Consider the following 20,907-nt stretch of genomic DNA (forward strand, 5'->3'; position numbering starts at 1 on the left):
TGCAGTAGATAATCAACCAGATTCTTGATTTGGGGAAGAGGGGGGCACTATTTAGTGTGTAGTGTATGTGTAAATTTTATAGGACGGTTATTATAAAGTTACGTGTTTGTAATACAGTTAAGTAAAATGAAGTTATATGGTATAGGATTGAATAGTGGTTTTTATTCTTAATGTGTTGTTTTTAAATAATAAAAAGGAGAGTTCACCTGCGTGAAGCCTCCTTTTAGAATGAACAAGCAAAAGCTTGGTTGTATTTAATTATTTACACTTTTAGAGTTGCCACCAAAGAACTTGTTACGTTGCTCAATCCATTGGTTTGTTTTTATCGCTGGCGCAGCTTGATAGTGACGTTCAATCGTTTGGTTTAACACTCGCGTTGGTTGCTCAAAGGACAACTTTTGTTGTGCGCCGCCCATACTTTTAATTTCACCGCGAGTCATAGCACGACCAGCATAGAGTAATGCATTTAAGTAACCAGGTCGGGTTTCGTAGTTGTTATCTGTAAATAACAGGATTGTTTTATCAAGTGCCCATCGACGGTTTATCTCACCTTCTTCTTTAACGCCTTCGAGTTCACCATCTACGTATATTTCAAATACGCCATTTGTTGGTGCGGCATAAAATACAAAGGCAATACGATGCCAGTTACCTGGTTCAGTATCGCCAAAGTATCCACTATTGCTGGTTGCTTCACCGTACCCACCGTCTGGGCTTGCAAATATATCTGCGTCATCTGTATCGTAGTTTTCGGTATCTGCTTGGATTATTGCGCGGTAAATGTCGTTTGTTTCCAATGGCCAGTTTATATCCATAACTATTGTGTAGTCAGACACTAACCCGTCATCCTTAAAATCACCATTTGCAGCTGTGTTTAACGTAATTAATAGGCCTTCTGTTGGAGAGTGACGAGTAAAAGCCATTACACCAGAAGGACCATCAGTTAAATCGGCAATATTAAGATCAGTGGTTGTCTCATAGCGTGTATCTTCTGGGCCCCAACCGTCATTTTCTGGGTCAAAGTAGCTTAAAACAGATGGGCCTGAGTCTGGAGTTAGTGGGTTTGTTGGATCGTCAAAGTTCCAAGTTGTTATATTTGCAACATCTTGGCAAGCATTAAGCTGTGTGTCTGTATCAAGGTGAAGACATTGAGTTGTTCTAAAGCGCGCGTATTGATCAAGTAGCCACCATGCTTCGGCAATTGGCTTTACATCATTAAAAGTAACACTGCTAAAAAATAAATCTGGATTAAGTGCCGGACCTTTAAATAAAGCGACATTATAATTTGTCGTTACTTGAATATCTTCTGGCTTTAACACAAACCAATCGGGTTGGCTGGCAATCATTGTATTTAAATCAGTGCCTGTAACGGTTACTTGATACAGCGAATTAAAGCCAGGTGTGTTTGAAGGCTGTCTTTCAACATAAAATGCTTTGTGAAAATCTTCTTGTGTAACAGTGCCTGGCGTCCATCTTTTTTGTACAAGTTCAGGGTTAAGCAGCGCTGCGTTGATTGAGCTTGAATGTTTAGTTGCAAGTGCTGCTATTTCTGCAACTTCAAAACTACTTGGGTAGTTTTCTGAAATGGCAATTTCTGTATCAGCATCGGGTGCATATCGGCCCATTACTTCATCGATAGCTAGCTTGGTTTCTTCGTCAGGTTCTATAGATGTTCGCGTATCTACATGTTGATAATCGTAACGACTTAGTGCTTTATCTGCAGTATTAAATACTAAATTTAAATCGGTGACTCCGCGAGCATAAAATTCTGGTTGAATGACTAAAGCATTATTTTCAAGCTCTATAAAGTCTTCACCACCATGAGTATGCCCACCAAGCACTAAATCTATACCGGGCACATTGGTTGCTATCTCAACGTCAGTTCCTTTACCTAAGTGGCTTAGCATTATCATGTAATCAACATCACCGCTGTATTGGCTTACAATACTTTGTGCGATTTGTTGCCACTTCCAACTCATTTTAAATTGTTTTATAAAGTCAGGAATAGGGTCATCTTCAATTGGCTCGTCAAGTTCATCCCATGGTACTGACGTCATCCCAAACACACCCAATGTTATGCAGCCAACCTGTACTTTAGCAAAGTCCACACCGCCAAAACTCTTATTTTGTTCTCCCTCAAAGCGGGTGTTACTGGCGAGTACAATGGCATTATCGTCTTGTGAAAACTCAAGCAGCTTTTCAGGACCCCATGCATAGTCATGATTCCCTAAAACACGTAAATCAAAAGCCATTAGCTTTACGGTCTCATCAGAGGCTAAGCCTTGTGATATTTGCTCTGCAACGGTCCCTTTTTCGTAATCATCGCCACCATCGGTAAATAATGTATGCGGAGATTCGCTTAGCGCTTTTTTATAATAAGCTTTAATGCGGCTAAAATATTGTTCCTGATACCCAAAGCGAGAATGCATGTCGGCAACGTGCACAAATCGTATAGATTGCTCTGTTGCATTTGCATCACAGGTTGGGCCAACATCAGAAAACGCGACAGTACGTTGCATTTCTATTGCATAGCTACCTAGTTGGTCTACTTGTGCGCTAACAAAGCCTTGCGATACCGTTGAATTAGTAATACTTGACCAAGAATCGCCGCTCAAACGCGCAATAGTTAATTGGCCGCCTAATACATAGTCGTCAGGTATTTTTATAGTGATTGTCATTGGGCTAGAAAGTTGGAGTGTATTCGGGGTAAGCGTATGTATATCTGAAATGATATTTTTTGCTTGATTATTCTCATCAAGGACTAATTTTTCGTAGGTTATTTCAGTATCGTTAGCCACTATTTCCCCAGGGGCATTGATAGTAAAGTTACCTTCATCTAATGACGTTTGTAAGCCATTAGCATTGGTAATAATTAAGCCACTAGGCTCAGGCTCTACAGGATCATTTGGATTTACTGTAACTTGATCTTCGGCTCCACCACAGGCAGATAAAAAAATAAGGAGAAATGCTATTAGAGTGGCACGTAATAATGTTAATGAATGCATATACTGCTGTCCCTGAGTCTATTCAATAATCAATCAGGACATAATATCAGTTAACGGGGGCAGGGCAAAGTTGAATAAAAAAATTCCCCCATAGAGGCTATGGAGGAATGTTTAGGTTATGTTGTTATATTAAAATAAACAACAATTAAGAGACTTTCTCTTCTAACCCTTGTTTTTCCCATACTTTAGCTTTAAAGGTCATTAGTACTAAGACAGCACCAACACCAATGCTAAATAATGCAATTTGTAAGTATAAGTTAGGAATTTCAGAAACATTATTCGGATCGAAATTACCAGCAAGTAAACCCGCAATAATATTACCAATCGAGTAAGTTAATACAAATACACCCATCATTTGACCTGTGTAACGTCTAGGCGATAACTTACTTACAGCACTTAACGCTACAGGGCTTAAACAAAGCTCACCCACTGTATGTAAAAAGTACGTAGTAACAAGCCAGTAAGGCGCTACTTTTAAACCTTCAGCTGCGTAATGAGCCGCCATAAACATAACTAAAAAGCCAGATGCCATGATAATTAAGCCAATTGCACATTTAACGCTGTAGCTAGGTGACACTAAGCTTTTAGATAAGTTAATCCAAAGTGCTGCAAAAAATGGCGATAAAGCAATAATAAACAGTGAGTTTAATGATTGAAACCACGTTGTAGGGATTTCAAACGTACCAATAAATCGGTCGGTGTAATCACGGGCAAATAGGTTTAATGAAGAACCGGCTTGTTCAAAGCCAGACCAAAAACATGCAGAAGCAATACAGACTAAAAATAGTGCCCACATTCTTTGTTTTTCGGCATCGGTTAATTTACCTGTAAAGTAAATAACACCAAAATAAACAAAAAAGATAATAGTAAATACAATCGCTGTGTAACCTGCAACCACTGTTGGATTGATTACAATTGCGCCGGTCATTGCAGCCGTAGTAACTGCAGCAGCTGCAATTACAAATGCAGCAATACCAATCCATGCACGTGAAGTACCTTTAGGACCAAGTGGATTAGCAGGTAAAGCGCTGTGCTCTGGTAAGTTATTAAGTGTGAGTTTGTACTGAACTAAACCAATGGCCATACCGACAGCTGCCGCACCAAATGCCCAGTGCCAGCCTACGTTCTCCATAAAGTAACCACATACGTAGTAACCGATTAAAGAACCCATGTTAATACCCATGTAATAAAGAGCGTAACCGCCATCACGACGCTCATCTGTATCACTGTATAGTTGGCCTACCATTGCACTGATATTTGGTTTTAGCAAACCAGTACCTGTTGCTACAAATATTAAGCCAATGAAGAAAGAATAATCATGTGGAATAGCCAAAATAATATGGCCAATCATAATAATTATGCCGCCATACCATACTGCTTTTTGACCGCCAAACAATCTATCTGCTAGCCAGCCACCTGGTAAACCTAAAAAGTATACCGCACCTGTGTATAAACCATAAATTGCAGCAGCTGAGGCAACAGTAAAGGCAAGGCCTTCTTCTTGTAAGCTTGCTGTCATGAATAATACGAGCATAGCTCGCATACCGTAATAACTCATTCGTTCCCACATTTCAGTGAAGAACAATGTCGAAAGTCCTTTAGGGTGGCCACACCAACCACTATCTGGAGCTGAACTCATATTTACTTCCTAACTTTAAGAATTGTTGTAATGGCCTTATAATTTTTTGCTTTAGCTATTTTAGAATTTGTAACCACTAAAATGCTCGACCATCAGTATATTATTTGTAGCTAAGATAATGATTTGCTATATGGCAGTAACACCACAAGGTAAGAGACACACCCTTATCCTAGTTACAATTGCGCTCAAGTATACATATACCTTAGTGCTAGGGGAAGTGTTCGCGGTGTATCACCTTATGCCAAGTTAAAACTCAGCATAAGGAACAATAGGGGTGCCTGGAAACTCAAGTGTTCCGTACACAGGATTAAAGTAGTAACGTATATAAAGCTGACCAAAATTTGGTTCGTAAAAGTCAGAACGATCGATGGCTAAGTAACCACCAAAGAACCAATTCGGCGTTATTCTATACTCAAAACTACCTTCAAGATTATATGAAACACCAGAACTTGTTTCACCTTCAAATACAGGATCAACACCTGTTATTGACTCTCTATCATATGCAGCTATTTGCAAATCGCCATCATTAGGGAAGAAATCAATAGATTGAGTTTTTGTTTGCGAGTACGAAACACCGGTTTTTAATCGATAAACAAAATCATCTCCCCAACGCGCGTCATAAGTGAGTGGCACAGATAAACCTACATAGTTTTGTGGGCTGTAATAACCACCATGACCCCATGTTTCTTCACTTAAATTATACTTGTATGCCCAATGTAATAAGCTAGCGCCTGCGGTGAATTCACGCTCTTGATTGCTAATTACACGGTAATAAGTACCGCCCATCATACGATAGCGTTGGTTGTCTTTTACATTTTGGCCTTTATATAGGGTAAAGTCGGCGCTTGACCAAAAACCCCATTTTCCGCCTAAGTCGTGTGATACATTAGCAGTTAGGCCTGTAGAGCGAACACCACCCCAAACTTCACCTGTTTTTACATCTTTAAGACCTGCATAAGAAAGTACTGAGCTCGTAACTGGGCGTGTTTCAAGTTCTAGGCTGTATCCAAAGTCGCCAAAACTGTCTGCGTAATTTACACCCCATACAATGTCTTCAATTAAAAAGCCAAGTGGGGTAGTGCCTACATCAACACGCCAGTTTTCATTTTGCCAACCAATACCTATATCTACACCACTTTCCTCAGGTGTTACTTCATCGATTGAACAGGTAAAAATACACAGTGCACCTTGTCCATAGCGGCTGCCAGCAAATTGCTCATCAAAGCGCGTTGTTTGTGCGCTAATAGTAGTCGGGTCTACTTTAATAAACCCTTGGCCTTGCCAAAGCGGAAAGTAAGCTTCAATCGGGACTAAGCCCGCACCAAGTGTTGCTTCGCTTTCAGTACTTGTTTGCCCGCTAAAGTTAACACCAATAGCAATGTATGCTTGGTTTTTGTTTTGCTCGTTTATTAGCTCACGTTTAGCACCGTTTACATACCATTCATCGTTTTCATCTATTTTTGAAAGCGCTCCGTAAAGCTCTTTTTCATTTAATGTACGATTAGGAAATAGGGTTTGCGCGTACCAAGATTGTGCTTGTTCGGTTTCGTTGAATTTGCTGGCTACTTGAGCGCCTAAATAACGTAGTTCTTGATCGTTGGGTGACTTTTCAACAAGTTGCTTAGCTAAGTAAAGTGCATCCCCTGAGTAATTAAACTCATTGAGAGATGACATGATTTGGCGTTGCAAATAACCTTCTTGCGATGTGGTTTGCGTAATCGCTTTTTGCGTAACTTCTTTTGCTTGAAAGTCGTCCCCAAGTTCTATGTATGCATTAGCAATAGCGAGTAGTGCTTGAGGTTCAATGGTTTGTTTATTTTGTACTTTTTGCTGGTACAAAATAACGGCCGCTTCGCGTTGTTCAAGTGCTAAATTTGCATTAATAAGGGCAGTAGTTGTTGCTGGAGTATTTTTATATTTTTGATCCAGCTGGTTAAGCTTAGCGATTAAATCACTACCATTGTAATACTGAGTAATATAGCTATTTTGTAGTTGTACATATTGAGTTGTTTCGTTTTCAGTTGCGCTCTCTGGTAATACGTACTTTTCAAACCATTGCTTCGTTTTATTTTCATCACCTTGCTCTAAAAGCCACTCACCATAAAGTGTATGCCAATAAGCAGAAAGAGAAGGCTCAGCTTCCAGTGCTTTGTTTATAAGTTTTATAGCGTGTTTTTTTTCATTAATTCGATACCAGCTTCGCGATAACTCTGCCTGCATAGCGGGTGTTAAATTTTGTGCCTCTAGGTTGCTTAAATGATAGATTGCAGTGGCTTTATCTTTAGCATCAAGGTGGCGCTCACTTTGTGTTAAAGACTCATTAAGTTGCAGCTGCTGTTCAAGCGCAATAATGTCTTTATCTCTGGATTTAAATGGAATGTACTGCAAGGTTTTAATAGCACCTTGATAATCATCAAGAGAGCGTAAAAAAAGCGCGTGGCTGTAACGAATCTGAGGGTTTAACGGAAATTGCCACAGCACATTATTAAATAAAGCGCGGGCTTCTTCTGTCAACCCCTTTTGTTGGTATATAAAGGCTAAATCGTAGTATAACCAAGGCTGTTCTGGCGCTATTTCAATAGCGTCTTTTAATACTTTTTCGGCTTGCTCTAAATCTCCCGACTGTGCAAACGTATTTGCCTTTGCACGGTACTGACTACTTAAAGATACAGAATAAGATTCTTTAATTAGTTTCTTTTGATTAAACGATAAGCTGTTGTAAAAAGAGGTTAGGGCTTTTTCATTCTGCTCTAATTCAGCTATTTCAAGTAGACCTATTAAAGCGCTGCTATTAAGTGGATCACTTCTTAAAACAATTTGATATGTAAGTGCAGCCTGTGAATATTGCCCTTGAGCAAATTGTAATAAACCTTTGTTATATATTACTGTATTAGTTTCTTGTTCTAAGGTGGCTGCTAAATCAAGCTTAAGCTTAGCCGTTTTAAATTCTTTATTATTAATGGCATTTTTAGCTTCGCGTATATAAAGCCAAAGCTTAGCTGTTTTTGCTAATTCTTGTAGTGTTTCACGTTCAGCGAACTCAGTTGTGTACTTTTGTGCACGAGTAAAATATTGATACGACTTTTGGTTTTCACCAAGGCGTAAATAGAGTGTGCCAAGGCTTCGCATTATAGCGCCGTCTTGCGGTCGGCCTCTTAAAGCTTTTAAAAGTAAAGGCTCTGCGGCAGCAAGTTTATTTTTCTCAAGTAATCTATCGCCCCTAACCCAAAGCTGATAGGCGGGGTCGGCAAGAAGTGTTTGACGTTTTTTATAATCTTTTAGAAAATCTTGGTATTGTAATTCACCTTTACTACTAAAGGGATAAAGAGTGAAATAGCGCTGATACTGCTTAACTGTATCATCCGTTAAGGGCATTTCTAGCAAAGCACTAAGCCAAATATATTCTACTTCATTAATAAAAGTAGGGCCTGCGCCATATTTACTTAAAATATCAATCGCTTTTTTATCTGTAAGATTACGCCTAAGTAGGTGACGGGCATAAGCAATTTCTATCTGCGCAATACTTGGGTAGCTTTGAGCTAATTTATTATAGCCTTTTTTAACACTTTCCCATTGGGAGCTATCTTGTCCATACCAGCTTAAATGCTCAAGCTCGTAATCTAATGTAGGGTAGACGTTTTTAAAAATATTATTATAGATTTCGCGAGCTTGTTCATAACGACCCGCGCGAGCCAATAATTTAGCTTGCTGAATTGAAGATTTGTCTTTTCCTTCAGTACGCGAAAAGACTTTTAGCTTTTCAACGCACGGAGCTTGTTTGGTAAGCCCATTATCTATTTTACTTAGTAATTGGTTGGCTTTCGCTGATTCGCCATTGGCAAAATCATAACGCGCTACTGCGCACTGCGTTTCTATTCGGGCAGGGGCAATAGCGACTAGCTTTCGTAAGCTATCTTCAACTAGTTTTTTATTTTGCTGTGCTTCACCAATACCTATTTGGCTTAGTAACCAATCAACAGATTGCGTATCAATATCGTTGACTGTGTTAGCGCTCAATCCAGAGCTAAGCGCTAATGTGCAAGCGAGGGCAAACCTTAACGGCATTCAGTGCTCCATACCGGTTGTAGCGTCCCATCTGCTGTAATTGAAAAACGCTTATTTAAAGCACTTGTACCAAACAAGTTAAGCACGCTGTCGTAATAACGAGTCTGGGTAAATGATTTATCAATCATTAGTTTTTGCTGAATAGCCATTACTGTAGAATTATCGTTATTAGTCGCTAGTAAAGGTAATAGAGCTGAGTTAAAGCCTAGAGGGCCTCTTTTTTCAGACTTTCCTGATTTAGCAAAAGTATTTAAAGGCACGTAACCACGTTTATTAATTGTTTCTATAAAAGGGTTAAATTGCGCTAATAGCTCTTTTTTATAAGGTGCGTTGTCTGCCATCATACTTGCCCATAAATATACTCTAATAGCGTTGTAACTGCCCAAATCGCTCGTTTTTTTATCGTAATAAAAGCCGTTATTTGCATCAAACATTACCCAGTCAGGGCTAACACCTTGCTTTGCTGTATCTAAAATTAGCTTTGCTGAGCCTTCGTGCAATTGATGCCAAGGGGAGTGTGGGTAGAGCTTTTTAAACTGCTGATAAATAAATAATGGTGAGTAGCTCGGGTTTAACTTAAAACGTTCATTATCAAATTCAAAACCGGTAGGAGCAGGTAGTAATGATAAGCCTAGGCCCGAAATATAGGCTGTTTCTTCACGCATTATTCGCTGTGCAAGTACGGCTGCTAATATGCTGTAGCGGCGGTCATCCCAAAGAATAGCAGCTTGCGATAAACTATATGCTATCCATAAGTCAGAATCAGACGCTGGATTTGAATCTAAAATTCCGCCAACATTTTGATTGTTAACACCCCATTGCCATGCCGGTAAACGAGTGCTTAAATCACCTTCTGATAAATGTTCTTGCGTCCAATCCAGGACCAGGTCAAACATTGCTTTGTCATTTGCTACGACAGCAAAAAATAAGGCATAAGATTGGCCTTCAGAGGTTGTGACTTTTTGCTCACTCCCCAAATCAATAACGCGACCATCTTGGCTTATAAAGTTACTTTTAAACGTTTGCCATGCATCCCATGGTTGGCATTGCTCTATTTGTGCATTGGCATTAAAGGTAAATAATGCAATCACGGTAAAAAATACATTAATGAGTGACTTCATTACTTATCTCCTTCAGCTAATCGTTTGTATGTTAATGCTTGCAGTAATCGCCATATTATAAATGAGATCAACAGTAGTGTTAAAATAGACAATAGCGCCAGTACAAATGGGTGATCCGATAAATGGAACCAAATTAGGGTATGAACAGGAATGTGACCAACAAAGTATTGCTCATCAGTTTTAATTGTCTTAATGCCTTGAGAATTTATGACCGCAGCACTGCCTTTAATTTGCGCAATAGCTTCTGAACTCATTAACGCATCATCTAGTAGAGTAAAGGCTTTTTGTGATGTTGCACTAAGCGATACAATTGAACGCTCTGAATTAAAGGGTGATTGAAAACCAGTAATAACAGCCATATCACCACTACTTTTTATACTTACTTGGACTTTATCTGTTGTCTGCTCATCGTAAGCACCGTTGTATATGGCTTGTTTTATAGCGCGCTGATTATTATCAAGCAAGATATTAGTTTGCGCATCTTCATCTAAGTTGTTAGCAATGCTATTAGGTTTGGCGATTACTAAGATGTCTTTATCATCTAAGTTGGCATCTTCATTTAAATGAGCAACACTTATTCTATGAGCTGGGTAGCCTGTAATAGCACCAAAGTGGCCTGTTAAATTAAACAATACAGATAGTGCTTTAGGTGATGGAACTTCATCTATCAATACTAAAGTTTGTTGTAAGTCTGCGTATTTTGTAAATGGGAATCCGCTATTTGCAAATACATTTAAATCAGGTAAAGCCATGTAATGATCAAACCCACTTACATCAATGTTAGAGTTTCCATCAATTACCCCGTACTCGCCACCAGGTGGAGCAACGGCACATTCGCCTTTTTTAAGTACTGCAAATCTAAAGTCAAAATTTAACTCATTTCGGCTGGCAAGATTAATACCGTCTAATGAAAAGTCTTCAGCGCTTTGCGTTGTGTCTGTATTAGCAATTAAAGGCAGCAACGTTTTAGCGGTAGTTAACGATGTGTCTTTTTTATCAAGTAAGAAACCACTTATAAATTCTTGGTTTATTAGCATGTTTAAACGTGAATTTAAGGTTTCGCTCTCTGGGGTATTACGGTATTGCAAAGTAATAGGAATACCTTTTTCACGCCAAGTAAATAAATCAGGTGCAAAACGAACATTTAATTTTATAGGGCCGTTGTTAAGACCCTCAGCTTGTAACTGAGTTGGGTAGTCAATAAGCTCGTCAAAGTGCACGGGACGATCGTTTCTTAGCCATCTCGGCGCATCATAAGCTTTACGCAGTGGGAGTTTGTTAATAGCTTCGATGCTTGCACTTCGGCCAGTCATAATTTTATGACCAAATACAAGACCAGTGACCGCTATTTTTAAGTCTTTTTCATCACGCCCCAAAATTAACAGCATTTTATTGTATCTGTGAATAGGGCTTGAAATTAGCTCGACGGTTGGCTTTTCAACATCTGGATAATCTTTTAAAAAATCAGGTTTTGAGTCATTAGTAATAAACACCACACTATGCTGCTCTGGTGCTTTATTTAAAACGACTGGAAAGTTAGCGCCACGCCAGTCAGCTTGTGCGCCAAACCAACTAGATAAAGTGGCTGCAGCTTCTATTGCTTGTGTATTAGGTGTACTTGCAAATACAAAAGGTAAGTTTAATTTGTTGTAATCTTTAGCATCAAAAAATGGTTCTGGTAAATATTCAAGGCGGCTATCAATTGCTAACTGTTTTTGATCAAGCGTGATGTGGCTTGATTTGTTTATTTCAGTCCAAATTGAGCGGCTAAAGTAATCTTGGCATCGTAAATCGTAGTAGCCAACTAGTTCAAAGCGAATTTGGTTGTAGTCTTGAATGTATTTAGCATTTAGGTCTAGGCTATGACTTACCGTATTTTTTACAATACTTAATTGCTCATTAATAGGTAAAACAGTAACTAAGTTATCGTTAAAATAAACTTTTAAATGCGATACATTAGCCAGCAATGAAGGTGAGTTGGTGTACGAAAAGTTAAGCTTTAGATTAGTGCTTAATTTATCAATTCTATTTGTGAAATCGACTCGAGAATTATTATTCACGCCGTCGAGTTTATAGTCGTTGAACCCTAACTTTTCAAAGCTAAGACGTAAACTAGAAACCTGAGCGCTCTCAGGGTAGCCATTTACAAACATAGTTTTGTCGTGCATAGGCTCGATAGCGAGCACTTGATATGCGCTACTAATAAGTAACAATGTTAGAAATGTATTAAGTAACTTTTTAATCATAATTATTATGCACTATCGGTTTTTTTGGAGTAAATGAATTTATGTAAATGACAGTATTAGTCATAAACTTAATTATAGGTTGTAACGCTCTTGGGGCATGAAATAATAAATTACTAAAGCCCCGTAAACTGGTTTTTTGCACTTCTTTGAAGCTATACGATGGACGGTCATGTCTAAAGTTATTTTGCCAATCTAGCCAAGCATCTGCTCTGGAGAAAGTACACTGTATAAAAGCTCTTTGCTTTTCGAGAGATAAATCTTTAAGTGTAAGGCCAATTTGTTTTTTACGGGTATTACATACATACGTTGTAAACGAAAATTGCTTGTTACCGCGACTCATTAATAATTCAATTTTATCGTTAACGCGGCATAAATGTGCGTGTTCAGTCTCTATACCTACACCGTTATCTGAATAATCCGTTATTTTTACTTTTAAAGTATGACCATTTGCTAAACGAACGCCGGCAGGAAAGTTTGCCTTTATACGATGCGAGTGCCTCACTTGGCGAGCCTCAGCAGCAACCGCAACCGCAGCACCCAAAATAATAATATTATAAAAAGCCCAACCCATACTTATTATAAGTACGCCAATCTGGCTTGAATCACCTAAAAACAGACGCAATACACCCACTATTATTCCAAGTAAGTTAATAAGTAAGAGAATTAAATACGGTTTAGAAATCCCCCAGTCGTAATGCTCTTCATCATTTAAACCGCCTTTTTCGGTTACGTTAAATTTACCTTTATTAGGATTAAATAAAGCAACGGTAGTTGGTTTTAGTATGTACCAAGCAAGTACTGACTCATACACTTCACCCCAGAAGGAGTAACGGTATTTACCTTGAATACGTGAGTTAGTCGCTTTTATTTGAATTAGTGTCGGTACCACATAGATAAAAATAGCAATAAAAGGAGCATAAATTATGTAGGCATTAAAATATATTAGCGCTAAAGGAGCTGTTAAAAATACAATACGAGGAATACCCGAAAGGAAATGCAACATTGCGTTTATATAGCATAATCGTTGAGGAATGCTTAAACCTTTACCCATCAATGGATTATCAAGCCTAAATATTTGCGCCATACCACGCGCCCAGCGAATACGTTGGCCTATATGCGCTGACAAGCTGTCGGTTGCAAGGCCTGCGGCTTGTGGGATGTTTATATATGCAGTTTTATAACCTGCGCGCTGCATACGAAGGGCCGTGTGAGCATCCTCAGTTACTGTTTCAAATGCAAAACCACCAATATTATCAAGCGCTTCTCGTTTTAATACGGCGCAAGAACCACAAAAGAAGGTTGCATCCCACATGTCGTTACCATCTTGAATCAGTCCATAAAACAACATGTTTTCGTTAGGGATTTGACTGTGATTATTAAGATTTCGCTCAAATGGATCGGCAGAAAAAAAGTGATGCGGTGTTTGGACCAAACACACTTTACTGTCTTTTAAAAACTGTCCCATTGTCATTTGTAAGAACGAGCGAGCAGGAACGTGGTCACAATCAAAAATTGCGATATATTCGCCATCGGTATAACGCATAGCGCTATTCATATTACCGGCTTTAGCATGATTGTTATCCGAACGCGCTAAATAACCCACTCCAATCTCGGCTGCAAAATCCTTAAACTCTGAGCGCTTACCATCATCTAATATATAAACATTTAGCTTGTCTGCAGGCCAATCGATACTTAAAGCAGCGAGAGTAGTAGGTCTTACAACGCTTAACGGCTCGTTATAAGTTGGAATATATACATCAACAGTTGGCCATAGGTCAGTTTCTTTAGGTAAAGGCACTGGTTTTCGCTCAAGCGGATTAACTGTTTGAAAAAAACCTAAAATCAGTACAAGCCATGCATATGTTTCAGCAAGTAGTAAGCCGCCACCTAGTGCAAGTGCAAGCGGATCATCCCAGTTTAAAGTCTCAGTGTAACGCCACCATAAGTAACGAGAAGAGGTAGTTACTGACAAGGTGATCATGACAATGGTTGCCATTTGGCCTTTTACTCGTTTAAGTGCATACGCAACTAATAAAATAAAGCTTATAAATACGGCTTGAGCTTCCAAGCTAAAAGGAATTGTAATGAATATTGCTAATAAAAATAAAATAAACGCGAGGATGACGTATTTAACTAATTTATTTTGCCATACACGTGCATCAGCCATGGCTTTAAATGCACTTTTTTTAGGGCCTTTTTTGTTTTTTGATAGTAGGCGTTTTAATAATTTACCTAACTTTAAATCAAACCAACGTAATTGCCTTAAAAGGTAGCTAACGCCATCATAGAAATAATTAACTGCATCTTCTTTTACTGAGCTAGATTTAAGCTGGTTTTTAAAAAACACTAAAAAAACACTTTGAATAATAAAGCGTAATATATTTGAGTAAATATAGGTTCGGTAAGGCAACCTTAAATGAGGGTAGTAGTCATAAAGGGTAAACTCAAAGCTGATTTTATGCTGTTTAATGTTTATAAATAGCGAGCTTAAAAGCGTAATAAAAGGCATTAAGAAAGCTTCAATTACATTTACTTTATGTTGATTAAAGTAGCTATGAAACTTGAATAAAATGTACCGAACTAACTTATCAGTAAATAAAATGCTCAGCAGCAAGTATAAAGTGCTGTGAATAGGGCGCTGATAAAATAGTGTAATGCTCATTTTATAAGGCCGCTTTACTAACTAGCCAACCAGCTAATGTTTCAAAGTCATCGTTTGCGACACTATATGGCGCGCAGTTAAGTGCTACATTTCTGTATGCGGTTGACTCTTTAATAACTTCGTCACTATTAATAAAAAAGGGAGCCATAAGGGGAAGTGTCGATTGCCATAGGGAAAATAAGTCAAATTCTAGCGTTGATGCAGAGTTATAGCGGTTAACTAAAAAGTAATGTTTCCAATTGGTATCTGAATTTTTAAGTCTTTGCAGGCGCCTATAAATTAAGCTGTGACAAATAGCGTCGCAATTAACAAGTTCAATTACAATATCGTCTTTCTCTAATGGGTAGTGAGAAAGGTTAATATGTGAAGGGCAGTCAAAAAGTATCCAGGCTTCGTTGTTATAATTTAGGTTTTTGCATTTATTGACCATTTTAGTGATGTTATCGGTGCTAGTGTCGTCGTTATCACCAAATGGTAAAAATATAATGCCATCGTTATCTTGGTGAAAATGCGTAAGTGCATCTTCAAAGCGAACTTCATTACTCCAGCCTTTGGTGTATTTCCACGGTAAACCAAAATGTAAACCTAAGTCACTTTTTGCATCTAAATCGATAGCAACAACGTCAACGTCAGACTTTTTTAGCACGCATGCAAGATTGGCAACTACAGAAGTACTGCCTAAACCGCCTTTGATACCTTTAATGAAAACTCTTTGCAACGGGGTTACCTATCCTTAGTTTAACTAGTGTACGTGTTTAGTTCGTTGTTTATCTCTTTAAGCAATGCATATTTATTAATTGTATTATTATTTTGCTGCTTGTTTACTATTTCTATGTAGTCATCACTCTTTCCACCAAAACGCAGTGTAAGGTTTTCTATATCACTCGATGTTAACGTTTGTGAGTTTTTAGATGTTAAGTTGTTCATCTTTACCTTTACAGTTACTTTAATTATTTTGATTAAAAGTGGACAATATTTGGCTATTATATATAGAATAACGGTTAAAACTAGTAAAAAAGTATTTTTTATAGGGCATTTTAAGTGCATAACTTTAACATAACGGGATTAGAGCCTGCTGCAAAAGAGTTAAAATCGGCTTCAAGTTATGCTGTTTTAGCGCCTTTGGACAATTTTGCAATCGAATTAGCGTTACATTCAATTAACCAAAGTTTGGCTAATGATATATATATAGTTTCTCAAGAGGCTGAATCATTTTTTGATTCTTCTTTTTCTGCATCGTTAAATTATGCTTATGAACATAATCGAGTACATCCTTTTTCGTTGGCCCCAGAAACACAACACTATTCAATTGAGCGAATCAATTCAGGTATTATAAAAGAGATAAGTGCTTATAAACGTCTAAACGAAGCGCTCATTTTTGTTCATTTTAATACAACACAGTTAAACAGTGTTGGCGAAAAAAGCTTAAAACTGATGATGAATGAGTACAACGACTTTGTTCGTCGTACCGGAGCTACATTACTATTTTTAATATCTGGGCCTGATATTGCTAACTACCGTTTTTTAGTTAGGCGATTAAATAATGTATTTGATGGGCTGGTTTTTGTTGATAATGATTCTGCAATGCGAGTTCTTGAATATGATTATTGGCGCCATAGCACGGGTGTTATTGCTGGTGAACATTACCCGTTATTATTAAGTAATAATCAGTTTGTTGTTCAAAAGGGAATAATAAGCGAGAGCAAAGCACCTAAAAGTTCAGACTTTTCCGATGAAGACGATGTTTGGCTTGTACAAAGTGCGGTGCCCGAAGGTACTAAATTACCAATGCACTATAAAAGTGTAAAAGATAATAATGACTTATTTAATAAAGGCCCAAAGGTAGAAGCAGCCACCTTAATTTTTGCAGTAACGCGTTACACTGATTTAGCGTTATTAGGTAAGCAGTGTTTTGAACTTAGAAAAAACTGTGGGCGCTGGTTAAAGCTTGTTATTCAAAATGTTGATGGTGTTATTCGCCATCAAGATGAATGTTTATTTTTAACATTGGGTGTAAACCTTATTCTATATAGTTTTTCAGAGCCTTCTCGGTTGCTCTCACAAATTCAATCTATTCAAGGTTTTCAGTTTTCTAGGCCTTTACCTCCCTCAGTTGAGGACGTATTGAAATACACCGAAAACACTTTTTCGAAAGGATATTTACCTTTCATTGAGTTTACAAAACAAGTAGAAATTCATAGTGACTCAGCCGTTAATTTAGGTGTGAGCGGTGTGCTAGTAAAGCTTGAATTACTGCCACGAATCGACCCAATACACCCTTTGCATTTATTTCATATTAAACGCGAAGGTGATGTATTTAGTATTGCAGATAATACAGTTTATTTATATTTGCATGCTTGTAGAGAGAATGACGTTGATAATGCGATTAAGCATTTGTTTAAATTAAAAACAAGCGATTTTTTTGTACAGCAAAATGTAATTTCTGATCACTTTTACATTCAACAAGAATGTAAACAATTAAGGCGTTTTTATAAAGGTAAGAGTGTTGTAGATTTCTCGCAAAAACTTGCCGAGAATGATAGCTATAAATTTGCACCTGATATAGCAAACAGCGTTACTGAAAATATTAACACACCTGAATTTTCTAGCAAAAGCCGCCCAGATGCTAAGCCTTTTATAATGAAATTAAGAGATAACTTATGAGTATGAATCAGCTTTTAATTACCGTGTTTCTTGCAATGGTGCTTGGCGCGGTGCTTTGTATGCTAGGCAAATACATTTTATCTCAAATAACAAAATATTATTATAAGCTTACTTTTAAACATGAAGTACTAGAGCCTTATACACCAAATACAGTAAAAAAGGATAAGAAGTGAAATTATCAGGTTTAGGGGTTTGGAACCTTTATTTTTTAGTTAAGTTTGCTCTGTTTTATTATGGTGCAATTGATTTTAACGTATTAACTAATGCGGCTTTTGCTGCGTTGCTTGCGATTAAATTTAAACAGCCATTAATAGAGAAGGCAAAACATATAGTAGGTGCTGTGTTTGCTGTGGTATTACTTTACCAAGACTCATGGTTGCCACCAATAAACAGGTTGACTAAACAAGCGGGTAACGTTCAAGATTTTAGTTTTGGTTATTTTATTGAGTTATTAACCCGTGTTATTAACATTGATATGTTATTGGCTTTGTTCGTAATTAGTGTGTGTTTTTGGTATACATCGCAATGGATACGCTTTACAACAGTCACTATCGTTGGGCTGTTAGTTGTAGGATGGCAAGGGGGTAACTCTCAATCACAATTCGTTAATAATGTGGCTAACCCTGAGCCGGTTACACAGAGTCAAAGTAATCCTCAAACACAAGTGATCACTCAGGCAGCACAATCTCCTGATCAAAAATTAGCTGATTTTTATCAACAACAAAGCTTATTAATGAGTCACTTTCCAAGCCAGGTAAATGGTGAACTGTTTGATGTAATTATTTTGAACATATGCTCAATGGCTGTTGCTGATTTAAATGCTATTGGTGTAAGTGTTACTGATATGTATAAAGACTTTGATGTGGTGTTTTCAGACTTTAACTCGGCTACATCATACAGCGGACCAGCTGCGGTAAGGCTACTGCGCGCTAGTTGTGGCCAAACTAGTCAAACGGCATTATTTAAAGAGGCACCTGAACAATGTCACTTGTTTAAAAACCTAGAAAAACTAGGTTATCAAAATAATGTTGTGATGAATCACGACGGACATTTTGATGAGTTTAAAGGTTTAATAAATAAGTACGGTGGCCTAGATAGCACGCCATTTAATATCGATTCAATGCCAGTTGCGCTTCGAGGATTTGATAATAGCCCTATTTACTCTGATGAAGCTGTGCTGGATGGTTGGTTAGAGCAATCTGAGGACTGTAAACCCTGTGCAATGTACTACAACACAACAAGTTTACATGACGGTAATCAGCTAGAGAATCAACCAAGGGTGAATAGTAAAGAGACATACCCAATCAGGCATAAAAACTTGTTTGCTGATATTAACCAGTTTGTAAAAAAATTAGAAAAGCGCGGCCGCAATGTGATGTTGATGATAGTGCCTGAGCATGGCGCTAATTTAAAAGGTGATAAGGTACAATTTGCAGGTTTACGTGAAATCCCTAGTCCTGCGATTGTGTCTGTACCTGTAGCGATTAAGTTTATAGGCCCAGACGTACAAAATTACTCGCAAATTGTGGTTGATGATTCAACAAGTTACTTTGCGCTTTCAGAGCTGGTAAGTAAGGCGCTGCAAACTGATGTGTTTGGTGGGAATAACAGTGTTGCTAATTTACTTGAAAACCTACCTAAAGCACCTAAAGTTGCTGAAAATGAAGGCACAATAATGATGTACGTTAATCAACGACCATTTATACAATTAGATGGTGGAGATTGGTCAGCTTATCCACAAGGTAAGTAGTCTCATAATAAGAATTAATAAACAGCATTGATATTGTTAAATATAAATATCAGTGCTGTTTTTCTTCGTTTAATTACATCCCACCCTTTGGCTTTAAAAGCTGTTTTGTCCAAAAATGTTTACAATAAACTACCTTCTCAAAGCGACTTAGCGTATTATTCGGCTAATATAGTTTTTCCTTCTTTGAGGATGTATGCGTCTAGATATTCACTGTGCTGATCGAATTGGTATTGCTCAAGAAATCCTTAATATATTAGTTAACTACAGCGTTGATTTAAAAGGAATTGAGGTCGATTCTGTAAATTGTCGTATGTACGTTAGTTTTCCCGAAATTGAATTTGAACAATTCCAAAAAATTATGCCATCGATACGTTTAATCGACGGTGTACATGATGTGCGTACCACTGCATTTTTACCATCTGAGCGTGAACACAACGAATTAAATACTTTACTACGTGCATTGCCTGATGGTGTTATCTCTATTGATGCCAAAGGTTGGGTACGTTTATGTAATGATGCAGCATGTAAAGACTTACAGCTAATTGAAAAAGACGTGATTGGTGCAAATATTAATAACCTGCTTAAAGGCTTTAACTTTACACGCTGGTTAGAAGGTAAAGAAGTACTCGGACAAACTACACGCGTTGAAGTTGCTGGTGAGGATTTTATTGCAGACATTTTGCCAATTGCAGTTCCTCAAGGTAGTGAAGGTGATGTGCTTGCTGGTGCGGTTATTAATATTAAATCGCAAAGTCGCTTAGGGCAGCAAGTCAGTGCATTTAGACGTTACGGGCAAGAAAGCTTTGCCACTATTCATAACTTTAGTACGGCAATGCGCCGAGTTGTGCGCGAAGCCCGAAAAATGGCGCAACTAGAAGCCCCTATTTTGATTACTGGTGAAACAGGAACAGGTAAAGAGTTATTAGCTAGAGCGTGCCATTACGCATCTAATCGTTCTGTTAAACCTTTTATTGCTCTGTCGTGTGCTTCTCTTCCTGATGATGTTGCTGAGTCTGAATTATTTGGTTATGCCGGGTACGAAGAAAATGCAGCGCCAAAGCGCGGTGTATTAGAGCAAGCCGATGGTGGAACTGTATTTTTAGATGAAGTTGGCGAAATGTCGACTCAACTACAAACTAAGTTACTGCGTTTTTTACAAGATGGTACGTTTAGAAAAGTAGGCGATGAGAACGAAGTTAAAGTAAATGTACGTATTGTTGCTGCTACTCAAAAAGACTTACCTGCAATGGTACAAGAAGGGGTTTTTAGAGAAGACTTATATTACCGTATAAACGTGCTTACTTTAGAAATAGCGCCACTAAGAGATAGAAAAGCAGATGTAGGACCACTTGCAGAACATTTTATTCAAAAATATGCGCAACAAAATGGTCATGCAATTCCTGTTTTATCACAAGAGTGTTTGAACTTTTTACAAGAGTATCCGTGGCCAGGAAATGTGCGCCAGCTTGAAAATGCAATTTACCGTGCAGTGTCGTTACTAGATGATAGCGAGCTTCGCGTAGAGCATTTACAGTTACCCACTTTTACTCACGATTTAGGGTATTTAGAGTCTGATTTTGAAGGTTCGTTAGATCAAGCGGTTAAACGTTTTGAAGCGACCTTACTTCGTAAACTCTACCCAGCTTATCCGAGCTCACGCCAGTTAGCTAAGCGATTGGGCCTAAGTCACACCGCTGTAGCTAACAAGTTACGTGATTACGGAATTAACCGAAAAACAGTAAAAGTGTAATTAACATA

The 20,907-nt window shown here is 38.0% G+C and carries 11 protein-coding genes; 3 read left to right on the plus strand and 8 right to left on the minus strand.

The window, feature by feature from the left end; translation table 11 throughout:
- Positions 1-254 precede the first annotated feature (254 nt).
- The 8 genes from I6F47_RS13295 to bcsR all read right to left on the minus strand — a co-directional run bounded on the left by I6F47_RS13295 (position 255) and on the right by bcsR (position 15,662).
- A complete protein-coding gene (locus I6F47_RS13295; protein WP_197184001.1) occupies positions 255-3,002 on the minus strand; it encodes a metallophosphoesterase in 2,748 nt (915 codons plus the stop codon).
- Positions 3,003-3,147: 145 nt separating this feature from the next.
- Complete coding sequence (locus tag I6F47_RS13300; protein WP_007581335.1) at positions 3,148-4,641, minus strand: peptide MFS transporter; 1,494 nt, start codon at positions 4,639-4,641, stop codon at positions 3,148-3,150.
- A 246-nt stretch (positions 4,642-4,887) separates the two neighbouring features.
- Positions 4,888-8,706 carry a cellulose synthase subunit BcsC-related outer membrane protein gene (locus I6F47_RS13305; protein ID WP_197184002.1) on the minus strand — a complete coding sequence of 1,273 codons (3,819 nt, stop codon included), beginning with the start codon at positions 8,704-8,706 and terminating at the stop codon, positions 4,888-4,890.
- Positions 8,697-9,827 (minus strand): cellulose synthase complex periplasmic endoglucanase BcsZ, encoded by a 1,131-nt coding sequence (gene bcsZ / locus I6F47_RS13310; protein ID WP_010555125.1) that lies wholly within the window; start codon positions 9,825-9,827, stop codon positions 8,697-8,699. The genes I6F47_RS13305 and bcsZ overlap by 10 nt, the downstream gene beginning before the upstream one ends.
- Positions 9,827-12,073, minus strand: coding sequence for a cellulose biosynthesis cyclic di-GMP-binding regulatory protein BcsB (bcsB, locus tag I6F47_RS13315; RefSeq protein WP_197184003.1), 2,247 nt, complete (start codon positions 12,071-12,073; stop codon positions 9,827-9,829). Before bcsB ends, bcsZ begins: the two co-directional genes overlap by 1 nt.
- On the minus strand, positions 12,066-14,735 hold the full coding sequence (gene bcsA / locus I6F47_RS13320; protein ID WP_197184004.1) for a UDP-forming cellulose synthase catalytic subunit: 2,670 nt from the start codon (positions 14,733-14,735) through the stop codon (positions 12,066-12,068). The genes bcsB and bcsA overlap by 8 nt, the downstream gene beginning before the upstream one ends.
- A 1-nt stretch (position 14,736) precedes the next feature.
- Positions 14,737-15,453 (minus strand): cellulose biosynthesis protein BcsQ, encoded by a 717-nt coding sequence (bcsQ, locus tag I6F47_RS13325; protein ID WP_165721319.1) that lies wholly within the window; start codon positions 15,451-15,453, stop codon positions 14,737-14,739.
- A 20-nt stretch (positions 15,454-15,473) separates the two neighbouring features.
- The gene (bcsR, locus tag I6F47_RS13330; RefSeq protein ID WP_007581346.1) at positions 15,474-15,662 is read right to left on the minus strand and encodes a BcsR/BcsP family cellulose biosynthesis protein; all 189 of its coding nucleotides are present in this window, start codon (positions 15,660-15,662) and stop codon (positions 15,474-15,476) included.
- A 114-nt stretch (positions 15,663-15,776) separates the two neighbouring features.
- On the opposite strand from bcsR, the gene bcsE reads away from it, so the two are divergent.
- From bcsE to tyrR, 3 genes are all read left to right on the plus strand, one after another.
- Positions 15,777-17,399: a cellulose biosynthesis protein BcsE gene (gene bcsE / locus I6F47_RS13335; RefSeq protein ID WP_121954445.1), complete on the plus strand. Its 1,623-nt coding sequence runs from the start codon at positions 15,777-15,779 to the stop codon at positions 17,397-17,399.
- A gap of 169 nt (positions 17,400-17,568) precedes the next feature.
- Entirely contained in the window at positions 17,569-19,149 is a 1,581-nt protein-coding gene (gene bcsG / locus I6F47_RS13340) for a cellulose biosynthesis protein BcsG (RefSeq protein WP_197184005.1), read from the plus strand.
- A gap of 193 nt (positions 19,150-19,342) precedes the next feature.
- Entirely contained in the window at positions 19,343-20,899 is a 1,557-nt protein-coding gene (tyrR, locus tag I6F47_RS13345; protein ID WP_197111176.1) for a transcriptional regulator TyrR, read from the plus strand.
- Positions 20,900-20,907 lie beyond the last annotated feature (8 nt).

Origin of the sequence: Pseudoalteromonas sp. NZS37, assembly GCF_015864265.1 — a bacterium.
Classification (GTDB): domain Bacteria; phylum Pseudomonadota; class Gammaproteobacteria; order Enterobacterales; family Alteromonadaceae; genus Pseudoalteromonas; species Pseudoalteromonas arctica.